17 protein-coding genes are annotated in these 12,368 nt (G+C 38.2%); 4 read left to right on the top strand and 13 right to left on the bottom strand.

Features of this window, described 5'->3' with window-relative positions:
* The 12 genes from HYU07_05755 to HYU07_05700 form a co-directional block, all read right to left on the bottom strand.
* On the bottom strand, nucleotides 1-499 hold a 499-nt coding region (locus HYU07_05755), incomplete at its 3' end, for a quinolinate synthase NadA (protein ID MBI2129715.1).
* Between the two features lies 1 nt (nucleotide 500).
* Nucleotides 501-1,076 carry an NAD(+)/NADH kinase gene (locus tag HYU07_05750; GenBank protein ID MBI2129714.1) on the bottom strand — a complete coding sequence of 192 codons (576 nt, stop codon included), beginning with the start codon at nucleotides 1,074-1,076 and terminating at the stop codon, nucleotides 501-503.
* Nucleotides 1,051-1,245: a hypothetical protein gene (locus tag HYU07_05745; GenBank protein ID MBI2129713.1), complete on the bottom strand. Its 195-nt coding sequence runs from the start codon at nucleotides 1,243-1,245 to the stop codon at nucleotides 1,051-1,053. Before HYU07_05745 ends, HYU07_05750 begins: the two co-directional genes overlap by 26 nt.
* A gap of 117 nt (nucleotides 1,246-1,362) precedes the next feature.
* Complete coding sequence (locus HYU07_05740; GenBank protein MBI2129712.1) at nucleotides 1,363-1,767, bottom strand: hypothetical protein; 405 nt, start codon at nucleotides 1,765-1,767, stop codon at nucleotides 1,363-1,365.
* Between the two features lie 337 nt (nucleotides 1,768-2,104).
* A complete protein-coding gene (locus HYU07_05735) occupies nucleotides 2,105-2,644 on the bottom strand; it encodes an NUDIX hydrolase (protein MBI2129711.1) in 540 nt (179 codons plus the stop codon).
* A 54-nt stretch (nucleotides 2,645-2,698) separates the two neighbouring features.
* Nucleotides 2,699-3,232: an adenylyltransferase/cytidyltransferase family protein gene (locus tag HYU07_05730; protein MBI2129710.1), complete on the bottom strand. Its 534-nt coding sequence runs from the start codon at nucleotides 3,230-3,232 to the stop codon at nucleotides 2,699-2,701.
* 3 nt (nucleotides 3,233-3,235) lie between these two features.
* Nucleotides 3,236-5,203: an NAD(+) synthase gene (gene nadE, locus HYU07_05725; protein ID MBI2129709.1), complete on the bottom strand. Its 1,968-nt coding sequence runs from the start codon at nucleotides 5,201-5,203 to the stop codon at nucleotides 3,236-3,238.
* Nucleotides 5,204-5,209: 6 nt separating this feature from the next.
* Nucleotides 5,210-6,154 (bottom strand): aminotransferase class I/II-fold pyridoxal phosphate-dependent enzyme, encoded by a 945-nt coding sequence (locus HYU07_05720; protein MBI2129708.1) that lies wholly within the window; start codon nucleotides 6,152-6,154, stop codon nucleotides 5,210-5,212.
* The gene (locus HYU07_05715; protein MBI2129707.1) at nucleotides 6,151-7,020 is read right to left on the bottom strand and encodes a radical SAM protein; all 870 of its coding nucleotides are present in this window, start codon (nucleotides 7,018-7,020) and stop codon (nucleotides 6,151-6,153) included. The genes HYU07_05720 and HYU07_05715 overlap by 4 nt, the downstream gene beginning before the upstream one ends.
* An 11-nt stretch (nucleotides 7,021-7,031) precedes the next feature.
* Nucleotides 7,032-7,796, bottom strand: a complete 765-nt coding sequence (locus tag HYU07_05710; protein MBI2129706.1) for a cysteine hydrolase — start codon at nucleotides 7,794-7,796, stop codon at nucleotides 7,032-7,034.
* Entirely contained in the window at nucleotides 7,793-8,014 is a 222-nt protein-coding gene (locus HYU07_05705; protein MBI2129705.1) for a hypothetical protein, read from the bottom strand. The genes HYU07_05710 and HYU07_05705 overlap by 4 nt, the downstream gene beginning before the upstream one ends.
* A 1-nt stretch (nucleotide 8,015) precedes the next feature.
* On the bottom strand, nucleotides 8,016-9,353 hold the full coding sequence (locus HYU07_05700) for a nicotinate phosphoribosyltransferase (protein ID MBI2129704.1): 1,338 nt from the start codon (nucleotides 9,351-9,353) through the stop codon (nucleotides 8,016-8,018).
* 199 nt (nucleotides 9,354-9,552) lie between these two features.
* Here HYU07_05700 and HYU07_05695 point away from each other — a divergent pair, with 199 nt between their 5' ends.
* Nucleotides 9,553-10,002 carry a hypothetical protein gene (locus HYU07_05695; protein MBI2129703.1) on the top strand — a complete coding sequence of 150 codons (450 nt, stop codon included), beginning with the start codon at nucleotides 9,553-9,555 and terminating at the stop codon, nucleotides 10,000-10,002.
* A 9-nt stretch (nucleotides 10,003-10,011) separates the two neighbouring features.
* Here the strand turns inward: HYU07_05695 and HYU07_05690 are convergent, their stop codons facing one another.
* A complete protein-coding gene (locus tag HYU07_05690) occupies nucleotides 10,012-10,671 on the bottom strand; it encodes an NUDIX hydrolase (protein MBI2129702.1) in 660 nt (219 codons plus the stop codon).
* A 110-nt stretch (nucleotides 10,672-10,781) separates the two neighbouring features.
* On the opposite strand from HYU07_05690, the gene HYU07_05685 reads away from it, so the two are divergent.
* The 3 genes from HYU07_05685 to HYU07_05675 all read left to right on the top strand — a co-directional run.
* Complete coding sequence (locus tag HYU07_05685; protein MBI2129701.1) at nucleotides 10,782-10,925, top strand: hypothetical protein; 144 nt, start codon at nucleotides 10,782-10,784, stop codon at nucleotides 10,923-10,925.
* Nucleotides 10,922-11,377, top strand: a complete 456-nt coding sequence (locus tag HYU07_05680; protein ID MBI2129700.1) for a hypothetical protein — start codon at nucleotides 10,922-10,924, stop codon at nucleotides 11,375-11,377. Before HYU07_05685 ends, HYU07_05680 begins: the two co-directional genes overlap by 4 nt.
* Nucleotides 11,378-11,392: 15 nt before the next feature.
* Nucleotides 11,393-12,368 (top strand): hypothetical protein (locus tag HYU07_05675; GenBank protein ID MBI2129699.1); only part of this gene is annotated, 976 nt, incomplete at its 3' end.

The raw sequence follows: 12,368 nt of genomic DNA, 5'->3' as shown, positions 1-12,368 counted from the left end.
ACGGAATTATTTTTTTGTTTGTAAATCTTGCAGCGTAATCTGCGAGATTCCTGTCAGGAACAAAAATAATGTTTTTTTCTTTAAGCGAGTTAACAACCTTGACTGCATTTGAAGAAGTGCAGCAAATATCCGAGACTGCCTTTACTTCTGCTGTTGTGTTTATGTACGAAACAACTGCTGCATCTTTATATTTGCTTTTTTCTTTCAGCAATTCTTCTGCTGTAACCATTGCAGCCATCGGGCATTTTGCCTCCAAAGCAGGCAGCAGCACTTTCTTTTCAGGATTCAGTATTTTTGCGGATTCTGCCATGAAATCAACTCCGCAGAATACAATGATCTTCGCATCAGTCTCAGCTGCTTTTCTGCTGAGTTCAAGCGAGTCGCCGATAAAATCAGCCACTTTGTAGATTTCCGGCCGCTGGTAATTATGGACCAGTATAACTGCATCTTTCTTTTTCTTCAATTTGTTTATTTTTTGGATTAATGTTTTTTCATCCATTTTAACCAAACTCTATTGTCCTTAACGGCTTGTCTGCAATGCTGACTCTTATTACAGATTTATGGCCATAATTAAAATCTGTCCATCCATCAATTGTTAACAAATCGTTTTTAGTCATGCCTGAAATTACTGTTATTTCCTTAACTTTCCCGCTGATAAGCTCATACTTTCCAATAGGAAAACTGACAGCATATTTGGCATAACAAGCATATGCTTTAAATGCTTTTCCAAAATGCTTGAACATTGCTGTTGATCCGGTTCCGGTCGAAACAATAATGCCCGAGCTTTTTTGCTCTTCTTCTTTGCCATCAACCTTTATTGCATATCTTGCAGCTATTCCAAAAGGCTTTATGCTTCCTATGTAAACATCATTTAAAGCCAATCCTGCGTGTTTTGAATTAATTTCGACATTCAGTCTTGTTCTGCTCAATACAGAAAAATCACCTTTGTAAAATCTGCCTAATTTCTCTTCTAAATCAGATGCATTAGCGGATGTCAAGCTGCCAACACTATGCTGCGGAGCAGAGTTAACAGCCAGCACTAAAGCAGAGTCAATAAAAGATGCTGCATAGAGCAATGTTCCGTCTCCCCATTACCAGATCAAAATCATCCAGATTTTTCTTTAACTCGTCTTTGGCTATTATCTCGTAAGAAGATCTGTGTTTTTTCAACAGCCTTTCAATTAGAGAAATCGTGCTCTTATGCTCTTCTAAACTGCTTCCTTTATCCACTATCGCAGCTCTCATCTTATGCCTTAGTGTATTATATACACTTACAACTATATAAATCTTTCGGTTTTTTTGTAACGACATAAATGATGGAGCAAATTAAACTCTGACAGCAACATAAGGTAAAAGAAAGGTTTACTCGAACCGAGCTATTTCTTGGTGTGTTCGATTTACAAACTTTATTTCTGAAGCACTTGCAGCAATTATCTCGAGTATTATTGTGTGTTTGGGTCCCAAATAGAGTGGTTGTATTACAGTCCTGTCTTCAGGTACTGAGAAATCAGTTGCATCTGTTCTTGCATCATCCAATAATCTATATTCAACGCTGATCAGAGTTGGAAATATAGGGTGATCATTCCATTTTCTTGGTTCCTTCGTTCGGGATTCATATGCATCAAAGCCACCAGCTGCTTTTTCGCCTCTATAGCTGAAAAATCCTCTTTGTTTGTAGTCTGGGCCTAATAGGAAGAATTGAGAATGATTTACTTTTAGTGTATGCTGCTCTTCAGCTTTTGCTTGACTTGTCAATTTGCCTTGCATTTATGTTGGATTATATTACTGATTTATAAATCTTCCTATTTTGTCGTATTTTAAAAGTAGTGATAAATCGAAAAGCTTATAAACAGTAGAACGGATTGAAACCCGTTTTCCACTGATGAATTTTCTTAAAGTAAAATAATTATAGTTGAGCACCTATCCACCAGTCATAGACTGGATGGCATTACGGTGCTCAAGAATTTATTAATACACTGTCAGCGTTGTCTGGCCTGTTCCCGAATATTTCTGCCTTTCTAAGATGTCAGGAAGTTTTCATCCTGTTTGTAAATGACCATTATCTCGTATATATTTTATAAAAATAAACGTTTTATAATTATTTTTAATCTTTCTCCAGTCTTTTTATATATTCGTTTTGCAGCAAAGCGACAGTTTTTGATCCCTGAATTTCGCCTCTGCCGATCATATTATACGCCTGATAAAATGGAATCCTGACAACATCAATCTTTTCTGCGTCTTCCAGCTTTTGATTTGTTTTTGTATGCTGGCCATAGGCGTAATACAAATCAACCATTTCAGTATCGTGGCCTTCACTTGAGCCAATTGTTGCAAAAAAACGGACTTGTTTTTGGTCTATCCTTATTCCGCATTCCTCTTCTAATCCTTCAACAATAACATCCAAAGAGGATTTGCCTGGCTTATCCATGGTCTCTGCTGGAAGCTCAATTATTTCTTTAGCTACAGGAATCCTGTATTGCTTAACAAGCCAAACAAAATCTTCCTGGTCAATGTACATTATGGCGCAGGCGTTTTTTGAAACAACAACATCATAATGGCGGCCGTCATATTTTCTTCTTACCAGCTTTACGTGGCCATCATAAATAAGCTCATCATTTTTACCGAGCATTGACAGGCCTTTCATTTTAACCGCACCTTGAACCATGCTTTTGCAGTTTCTTTGCTCTTGCGTATTTTTTCAGTTGGCATTTTCACCACCAGTATATTTTATAATGTCTGCTCCGTTTATTTTTTCAATAACAGCCATTGTTGATTCAGGAACATAAGTCTGCCATGGGCCGCCTGCTTTAACCCTCTCCCGGATTTTTGTTCCGCAAAGGCGGCCATCGCCATTATCAGATCTTTGCGGCATATATGCTCTGTAATTTTTACCGTAATTAGTAAAGCAGCCCAATGTATGGGCATTGCCAGATACAATGATTGTATCTTCTTCATTGCAGCCAGTTATTTTTTCAACATAGTTTGCGTAATCTTCGTTGTTATTTATGTCAGGTATTTTGTACATCTCAACTGGCGTTATCAGCTTTTCCAGGTTAGGCAGCCACATTGCCCTGATTTCATCAAAATAAAAGGGATTCTTTGGCGTTCTATTTTTTCCTTCTTCGCCTATTCCCAGGATTATTTTTTCTAGCTTAAGGGCATCAACATCCTCGATCAATGCTATGTGGCCTTTGTGCACTGGCTGGAATCTTCCGATAACTAACGCTTTCATTTTTTATTCGCCACTGGTCTGATATTTTTTCATCCCCAATATGTGTTCCCTCAACCTATCATATTCTTTTGTTTGCCTGAAGGGAATCATACTTTCCCTGATGTCATAGCCATAGGCAGACTTGCTTGTCAGTATAATCGGCGGCGACTGAATGCGCTTGAAAACATTTTTTTGAATGCCGCTGACGAGCCACTCCATGTCTTCAACAAATTTCCTAGGATCATCAACACCATACCTCTTAATCATCTCGGCGCTTATTCCAAGATTCTTTTCAAGAACGCCGGCAATATACCACCTGAGTGCATCTTCCGGAGTCTTCTTTTTATAATCCGTAAATGCCTCCAGCAATGCACAATGATAGCCGAATTTCATAGGATCAACTTGGTTGTACTCTAATTCTGCGCTTGGCTGTATCTGCTCTTTTCTAAATCTGAATAGATCATCCGGAATGAGTATTTCCGGGATTACTTCTTTCTTGAATACTTCTTTATTGATGTATTTGGCAAGTTCAACTATCTCTGCTTTGGTCAGGTCTCCTATTGGGGCATAAGCTCCGCCAACATCGCCATAAAGGGTAACGTAGCCAACAGCAATTTCCAGTTTATTGCCGTTGCACGTAAACAATGCACCATATTTTGAGGCAAGATTTGATAATATCGAAGTTCCCCTTATCTTTGCCTGAATATTTTCCTTGTTTAATGTTGATAGCTTGGCTTTTCCATCGGCTTCTATATTCTCAAGAAGAGCTTCATTTAATTTTACAATTTCTTCTATTGGAAGCTGCATATATGCAATTCCCAGGCTTTCAGCGACTCTTTCTGCTGTTTGTTTTGTTTTTTCAGAATTATACTTTGTAGGCATATTAACTGCGCAAACATTTTCCCTGCCAACTGCCTGCGTTAATAATGCAGCAACTACAGCGCTGTCAATTCCTCCGCTTAAGCCAATTACATGCCTTGGATGCTCTTCTCGCCCAAAAAGATCTTTCACGTGCCTTATTCCTTCCACTATTGCCTTGTATTTTTGCGCTATCTTTGGCTCTTCTTTTCTTTCAACTTCTTTTGCATCAAAGCAGCCAATAATCATCAGCTCTTCTTTGTATGCTTCTTTGCTCAGCATAATTGGCTTACCATCAGCATTGTATGCAGTTGATCCGCCATCAAAAGTAACAAGGTTTTTTCCATTATTCTGGACACCAATGCAGTTAACATAGAGAAAAGGAACAAAGCCATTTCCTGATTCCTGCTTTAAGAACTGAACCCGCCTGTCCCTTGCGCTGTTCTTCCCATGCGTCCATGGCGATGCCGATAAATTAACCATTAAATCTGCGCCATTATCGATCAGCATTTTTGTAGGGTTTTGCGCTTTTCCTTTTCTTCTATAATCTTCGCACCATAAATCTTCGCAAAGCTCAAACCCTATTGGAACCTTTTTGCCATTGAGTTCTATCAGGAAAGGCTGTTTCAAAGATTCAAGGCCCACATTAAAGTCCTTTGCAATGTCTTCCAGCGAAAAGAAATATCTTTCATCATCAAAGATCCTGTAATTAGGCAGCAGTGTTTTGGGCTCTGCACCTTTAGGTAAAATCTTTGTTTCCCTTGCTCTTTCAACATATTCCTGATTTTGTACAACATAAACCGCATTATATCTCCTTATTCTGCCATCTTTATTTGGGTGAAGTGCGCTATCTTTAACCCTGTCATTAATATGCTCATCAAGGAAAATATTTCCGAAAGCTATTGCTATGCCGCTGCTTGCTTTTCTGATCTCTTCATTATATTCCATCAAATCCTTGCAGAAATCGTCATTCAGCCACATATCTCCCAATAAGTAGCCGCCAATGCACATTTCCGGGAATGCAATCAGATCAACTTTCTTTTGCTTGGCCTCTTCAATCATCCTTATCATGGTTTCCAGATTCTTATCTGGCCTGTTTGGAATAACTTCCATCTGCGCTAGTGCGATTTTCATTTTTCATCATCCTCTTTCTTTTTCCTCATAATACGGAGTCAAACAAAACCTATAATTATCGCCTCTCTCAAAAGGAGCTATTAATTCCTGTAAAGTTGGATTAAGCTTGGCGGCGTCATCTTTTGGCAAGTAGCCTAAAAGTATTGCATCGCTAGGTTGTATAGCTAGCTTAAACTCGTCATTGATCTCTTCAATAATTTTTTTCTGAACTGGCCTGTATTTAGCGTATAATTCATCAATCTTCATATTATCAAAAATCCTTTCTGCGATTAAAAGGGCAGGAATACTTTTAAACCATTTATTGGAGTAAAGTGAGGGAATCTCATTTCTGCTAAAAGTAAATCCCACTCTATAGCGGAATAATCCAAATGGCTTGCTCAACGATATCGCGGCGGCTTCTACATTTTTATGATTAATGCCAAATTCATACTGCGTAGTGGAACCTGCATAAGATAGATCGTAAAATATTTTGTGCCCCGAGTCGCATATTTCCATTATCGTTTTGTTAGGAATTATATTGCCATCCCTAGCCGAAGGGTTGGATATAAACCATAATCCTTTTTCCAGTCTAGATGGCGATATTTTTTCTAAATCAATTTCAACAGCAGCGATATTTCTGGTTTTAGCAGTTTCTTTGAAGCCCTCATATTCGCCTTTCAGCACATAAATTTGATTAACTCCTTTAGATTGCAATAAAGTTAAATACTCTCTAATGCCTTCGCTTGAGCCGGAAGTGGGGTAGCTAAATTCAAAGTTTTTTAAATCAGGTACAACATTTGCATAAAACTTTAATAATTTTTCAATGACAGGCTCATGAAAATAATCTAAGTCAACATTGCTTGACGTCAAAAACATTTCATGAGGATAATCAATAATTAAATCATCTATTAATCTTTTAACTTCTGGAAAATAATAGCTATATACTGCTTTCATTGTTTTTAATTGTTTCATAGCAAGATCGCCCCCTGGTATTGCCAATCATACCTAAGATGGCCGTCAGGAAAAAATATTAGCTGCCTGATCTGGCTTGATTTCGGGTCAATTGTTAGCGCATCAGTAAAGCATATATTCTGGCCGCCAAGATCGTACACTGCAGCGCCATGCGCAAGCTCCATGAGCAGAGTGGCATTTGTATCAAGATGATCTTTTATGCGTTTAAGGGCATCATTATCAACAGCATGCTTGCCAACCCAATCAGAAATTTCATCGTTCCTGCTTGACTCTGGTTTTCTTACTGGCCTTAGTGTCAGCTGCTCTACATCATTCTTTTTTGCAAACCGCACTAATTCCTCTAATTCGGTAATATCATCAATATACTCTTTAAGCATCGTGCATGACAATCTTACACCAAATTTTTGCGAATGAAGTTTGCTTATCAGACCTTCTAAATCAAAATATTGTTTTCTTTTTGGCAGATAGATTTCTCTGTTTTTCTCTGCATCATAATGCGCTATTGAAATCGCTACCAAGGTCATGCCATGATCGTACCATTCTTTAAGGTATTTGTCATAAGCTGGTTCTGCCAAAGTTATGCCGTTTGTTTGAAGCTCGGTAAAAGGGAATTTATAGTCTTTCAAATGTTTCATATAGTCTGTTATAAGCTCTGGAAACAAGGTTGGCTCTCCTTTTCCTGTTAAAAGCACAGTGGATGCACCACAATCTTTAGCGTATCTTGCTGCTATGTCAAAATTTCTCCAGTTAACATCTACGTGTTTATTTTCAACACCCAACTGAGGGGTCATTTTAGATACGCAATAAGGGCAGCTTGCATTACATGCCTCAGTTCCTATGACGATGCTGTATGTTTGCACTTCCATGTTAAACACCTTTATCTTACAATCTCCTCCAAAACTTTTTTTGTATTGATGAATTTGGCCCCTGCTTTTTTCATTTCTTCAATAGCTGCTTCAGTTGTTTTTGGATCAACTCCCTTGATTGCATCTTCAACAACATAGCATTGAATCCCTCTTTGCTGTATTCCTAGAACTGCTGCCTTCACGCAATAATCAGTTGCAACTCCGTAGACTATTGCTTCTTTTGGTTTTTCTATATGTAAGACATGCCCAAGTGCAGGATTTGTGAATATGTCATATGCTTGTTTCTCAAAATAGGTTGGGATAAATATGTGACCTTCTTCCTCAGTTTTTTGAAATCTTATTGAAAACCACTCGACTTTAAATGCCCATTCTGTTTGACCCCAAACATCCATTGATTCTGACAAATGCGGAATATAGATGCTTCTATCTCCATACCTATCAGTCATCGCTGAATCCGCAGGTTTACCGGACCCTATCGTATATAGCAAGGTCTCTCCTATTTTTGTTTCACCGCCTGTTTTGGCCATGCAATGGTCTGGGAAAGGTCCGCCCCATCTTTGCAGTTCTCCTTCCCTGTCTTTGTATTCCTCTGTTCCAAAATGCCTGTCAACAGAGCCTATTACAGGTATTCCATGTGCTTTTGCATGTTCTGTCAATTTCTTTAAATTTGGCTTAATCAACTCTGCATCAGGAATGTATAATGCTCCAAATTTACTCATGAAATCGTGTTGCGTATCTATATCATAGAATATTCTCATCTTGCCCGCCTTTCTCATCTCACCCACCTTCTCTGGTAATCCTGCTCTTTCTTTTGCTCAATTACCCTCAAAATGTAATACTGGGGCTTTGCTTGTTGATCTTCTAAAGGCACGTCTAAAGTTACGGCATCAAATTGCCTGATTTGATCGTCTTCTGCATATTTTCTTTCCTGCAGCAAGAGATGCATTCTGCCCTGCTCATCTTCAACAATTGCCCCTGTTCGTTCTTGGTCCATTTTACCCGCCTCCATATTGTTTTGTCAATTGCTCCACTAAATTGTTTAGAGCTGGAGCTAACTCGATAGTGTATTGTTGATCAACTCTAACTTGTTTTAATTCATCAGGAAGTTTTGCAACTTCTTCTAAGCAGTATTGCCTTGTTTCTTTTAGGCCTCTTCTTTCCCTAACTCTCCGGCCATTAAGAACTGCTTTTTCCAGCAAGGGTTTTCCTTCTATTTTTTCAGTTTCTAAAGCAATTATGTCTTTTTCATATTTTCCCTTATTTTCTATTCTATAGATTTGCTTCTTTCCAGGCAAAGTTCTTTTTTCATTGCTTAATTTGATCTTTGCCCCATCATCATCTTCTACCAGCTTATAGACGCCAGGAATTGCGGCGATTGGCTTAGCAGTTATCATTTCTGTGCCAACGCCATAGCCATTAATTGGAGCTCCTGCTTTCACTAAATCATCTATTTTGTACTCATTGAGGTCATTGCTTGCAACTATTCTGACATAATCAAGGCCTTGCTCATCAAGGATTGCTCTTGCTTTTTTTGATAAGTCTGCCAAATCTCCGCTGTCAAGCCTTACTGCCCCAAGCTTCTTGCCCTGCTGCTCTAACTCCTTGGCAACAACTGCGGCATTTCTTGCTCCCTGCAATGTGTCATAGGTATCAATAAGCAAAGTTGGATTGTTTGGAAATGTTTTAGCATAAGCTCTGAATGATTCCAATTCAGCAGGAAAGCTCATGACGAAGCTATGCGCCTGAGTGCCATTTATAGGGATTTTATATTCTTTTCCAGCCTTGACATTTGAAGTTGCTATTGCTCCGGCGATATAAGCGGCTCTTGCTCCCTTTATTGCAGCATCTTCTTCTTGCGCCCTTCTTAAGCCAAAATCAACAACTTTTGCACCTTTAGCAGCATTTACAACCCTGTTTGTTTTAGCTGCGATCATTGTCTGAAAGTTTATAATGTTCAGCAAGGCGCTTTCAACAAACTGCGCCTGGGTTCTTTTTGCAGTTACCCTTAATACCGGCTCATTTGGGAATATCAGAGTTCCTTCTTTTACCGCGTAAACATCACCCTCAAATCTGAAGTCTTTTAAGAACTCTAAAAAATCCTCATTGAAAATTCCTTGTTCTCTTAAGTAAGCTATATCGTCTTCCTCAAATCTCAGGGTTGTTAAATAGTCAACAGCATCTTCAATTCCATTGGCTATGAAATACCCCCAGTCATTTGGAAGTTTTCTTATGAACAGGTCAAATGTTGCAGCATCATCTTTATTGTTGTCAAAATAAGCTGCGTTCATTGTCAGCTGGTACAGGTCCGTCAGCATTGTTTTGTTTTCTTTCATTTTGTTTTTACTTATTGTATTTTATACACTTACTATGATGAAAAAATAACTGAGCTTTTATCTCTTAGTGTATGATATACACTAATAAGTATATAAATATTTCTATACTGCAGAATATATGTCAAGAATAAAATTAAAAATGGCTTTGCAGCAAAAATAATTCAAAAGATTTATATACCACCATCAAGTTACACTATTTATGAAAAAAATGGATATCTTATCTTGCGCTCTTATTGCCGCACTCACATGTTATAACTTTTATGATCATGGATATAGAAAAAACAACTATGTGAGAATGAAGTTCAAAGATGCTAAAGAAGAGATTTTTGTTTTTTTTAAAGCCAAAGATGAGGATTTTATTGACAGATTAACAATAAAAATTGATGATAAAACATACATTAATGGCACATTAGATGAATTCGCCTCTGATGGCAACATACGTATAGAAAATAAGAAAGATCTAAAAAGAGTAAACGGGCTGGTAGGTTATTTTGGACTCTCTGCACAAGAGCTGTATTCTTTACAGATAGGAGAGCATGAAGTCAGAATCACTATTGAAGATAAAAAGGGAAATCTTAGGAGTGCTATTGGCAGCATAACTATAACACCGCCGTATAAAAAACAGCAAAACGAATGCGTTCTTATTTAAGCAATATAATTACAGCATCCTATATCCCTTTAATTTAAAAGAATAAATCTTTGCCGGGCGGTGAGCTCCTTCCATTTTTGTTTCCGGCAGCCCCTTTAATATTCCTAACTCGCTGATTTTCTTCCTGAAATTCCTCTTATCGGTCTTTTTATCCAGCACTATTTCATGCGCCTGCTGCAGTTCTGTCAAAGTAAACTTCTCAGGCATCATCTGGAATGCAATGTTTGTATTCTGCATTTCAAACCTTAAATGCTGCAGCGCGTCTTCGATGATTTTTTTATGGTCGAATGCCAGGTCAGGCAGATCATAAACAGAATGCCATCTTGCCAATTCCGCATCAGATGTCGAATGAAATTTTATTTTATCGCCATCTATTAAAGCGAGAAAAGGGATTGTAATGACCCTGCCGCGGGGATCCCTGCCAACATCGCCAAAAGCATGGAGCTTTTTCAGGAAAATATTCTTAACTCCTGTTTCTTCTTCCAGCTCGCGCCTTGCAGCATCTTCAAGATTTTCATCCAGTTCAACAAACCCGCCAGGCAGGGCGTATCTGCCTTTGAAAGGGTCGTTTTTTCTTTTTATCAGGAGGATCTTGAGCTCCTTATCCAGTATGGTGAAGATTACAGCATCTACTGCAATATAGAACCTGTCTTTCTTTAATTCTTCCATTGATAGTGTGATGACTACAGTAATATTTAAACCTTGCTTCTTATTTGAAATCACTAAATAGTAGTTAAAAATAGAAAGATTTATAAATGATGAGTGCATCATACTACCATATGAGGCATAAGTTAAGCGTAACAATAGAGCAGGATCTGATTCTTGAAATAAATGATACTATGGCTAAAAACAGGCTTTTCAGGAGCAAAAGCCATGTTATTGAAGAGGCTTTAAGAACATATTTTGAAGGTGATGATCAATGAATAAATTACGTTTGGGTGTAGCGGGTTACTGTCCACCTACAAGATTTGATGAAAAAAAAGCATTAGATTGTATTATAGATGCTTATAATTTAATTATACAAGATTTTCCAAATCACGAAATAACTGTTGTTGCAGGAGTAACTAACGTCGGTGTTCTTAAATTAGCTTATGAAGAAGCTAAGAGGAGGGGTTGGAAGACTGCTGGTGTTGGTTGCAAGAAAGCTTATGATTTTGAATGGTTCCCTACTGACGAACAGCCAATAATTGTTGGTGAGAATTGGGGGGATGAAAGCCAAGCTTTTGTACACGGCACTAAAATACCTCACCACCCTCATGAAAATGGATTAGATGCTTTAGTAAGAATAGGTGGTGGAGCTCAATCATTGAGGGAAATAGATCAAATGAAGGCTATGGGAAAATCAACCTATGAGTATGAATTGGAGAAGTTTTAAAGGCGGTAAACAAAAATGATCTCAATATTCACAAAAGGAAAATTGATCAAGTATGCTGAAACAAGGCTTTTTGGCAGAAACTTGGCTCCCGAGGATATCGGAAAAATTGAGCTTTATAACGGAATTCTGCCTTCGTCGCTGGAACAGGCCATTCGCAGAGATCACGGTGATTTTGAAAGAGTTGTTCAGGAGAATGGGCGCGAGCCTATCTATTTTTACAGGCCTTCTTCAGGAAAAGGAACATTGCTTATTCCTCAATACAGCGGATTTGGAAGAGGAGAGAGGTACAGGCGGCTGATTGAAGAGTATATTGCAGTTAGCGGAAAAAATATGGCATTTGAAATTCACCATTTAAACAATAATGAAAGAGATGCAAACATTTACTATGAAAACCACGCCTATGATTTTGTAGCTGGCTTGTTTGTTCCTTCAGAAAAATATGAGGACAGGATAGTATTCCCAAGTTGTGATATCAAAGATATAAGAAAAATCATTTTTGGATCAATAGATGCCATAGCAAGAGCGACCAAGATTATTGCAAAAGGCCAAAGCGAATATTTGGATGCCCAGATAGCTGAAATAAAAGGCGAGAAGATACTGAACATAGGTCCTGTTTATGCTGATCAGGCAAAACATATCATCTATAAGATGCTTCGGGAATATGCAGCACTGGCTGAAAACGAAGGCAAAAAACTAGAAATTGATTTATTCATGTTTGGACGTGTAGGCGGCTTAGATGATAAACTGCAGAGGAATGATCTGGTTTATCCGACAGCAATCATTGATGATGTTGACCTAAAGAACGGAAAAAGGTTTGAGTATCCGATGCATAATGTTTTATCTCAAGGCAAGAGCGAGTTAAATTTCAATGTGCCCACTATAGTAGATGAGTCTATTGAACAGCTTGAAGAGGCAAGGAAAAATGGCTGCGTATGCGTAGAGATGGAAAGCAGGGAAAGCGCAGAAGCGGTAAATGACGCAAGAAGATGGT

Source organism: Candidatus Woesearchaeota archaeon (genome assembly GCA_016180285.1).
GTDB lineage: Archaea > Nanobdellota > Nanobdellia > Woesearchaeales > JACPBO01 > JACPBO01.
This window is presented reverse-complemented; position numbering and strand designations above follow the sequence as displayed.

Excerpts from the sequence above, each read along its gene's own strand:
- HYU07_05745 (MBI2129713.1), bottom strand. The coding sequence starts at position 1,245 with ATGAGAGCTGCGATAGTGGATAAAGGAAGCAGTTTAGAAGAGCATAAG.
- HYU07_05740 (MBI2129712.1), bottom strand. The coding sequence starts at position 1,767 with ATGCAAGGCAAATTGACAAGTCAAGCAAAAGCTGAAGAGCAGCATACA.
- HYU07_05735 (MBI2129711.1), bottom strand. The coding sequence starts at position 2,644 with ATGAAAGGCCTGTCAATGCTCGGTAAAAATGATGAGCTTATTTATGAT.
- HYU07_05730 (MBI2129710.1), bottom strand. The coding sequence starts at position 3,232 with ATGAAAGCGTTAGTTATCGGAAGATTCCAGCCAGTGCACAAAGGCCAC.
- nadE (MBI2129709.1), bottom strand. The coding sequence starts at position 5,203 with ATGAAAATCGCACTAGCGCAGATGGAAGTTATTCCAAACAGGCCAGAT.
- HYU07_05720 (MBI2129708.1), bottom strand. The coding sequence starts at position 6,154 with ATGAAACAATTAAAAACAATGAAAGCAGTATATAGCTATTATTTTCCA.
- HYU07_05715 (MBI2129707.1), bottom strand. The coding sequence starts at position 7,020 with ATGGAAGTGCAAACATACAGCATCGTCATAGGAACTGAGGCATGTAAT.
- HYU07_05710 (MBI2129706.1), bottom strand. The coding sequence starts at position 7,796 with ATGAGAAAGGCGGGCAAGATGAGAATATTCTATGATATAGATACGCAA.
- HYU07_05705 (MBI2129705.1), bottom strand. The coding sequence starts at position 8,014 with ATGGACCAAGAACGAACAGGGGCAATTGTTGAAGATGAGCAGGGCAGA.
- HYU07_05700 (MBI2129704.1), bottom strand. The coding sequence starts at position 9,353 with ATGAAAGAAAACAAAACAATGCTGACGGACCTGTACCAGCTGACAATG.
- HYU07_05695 (MBI2129703.1), top strand. The coding sequence starts at position 9,553 with ATGAAAAAAATGGATATCTTATCTTGCGCTCTTATTGCCGCACTCACA.
- HYU07_05690 (MBI2129702.1), bottom strand. The coding sequence starts at position 10,671 with ATGGAAGAATTAAAGAAAGACAGGTTCTATATTGCAGTAGATGCTGTA.
- HYU07_05685 (MBI2129701.1), top strand. The coding sequence starts at position 10,782 with ATGAGGCATAAGTTAAGCGTAACAATAGAGCAGGATCTGATTCTTGAA.
- HYU07_05680 (MBI2129700.1), top strand. The coding sequence starts at position 10,922 with ATGAATAAATTACGTTTGGGTGTAGCGGGTTACTGTCCACCTACAAGA.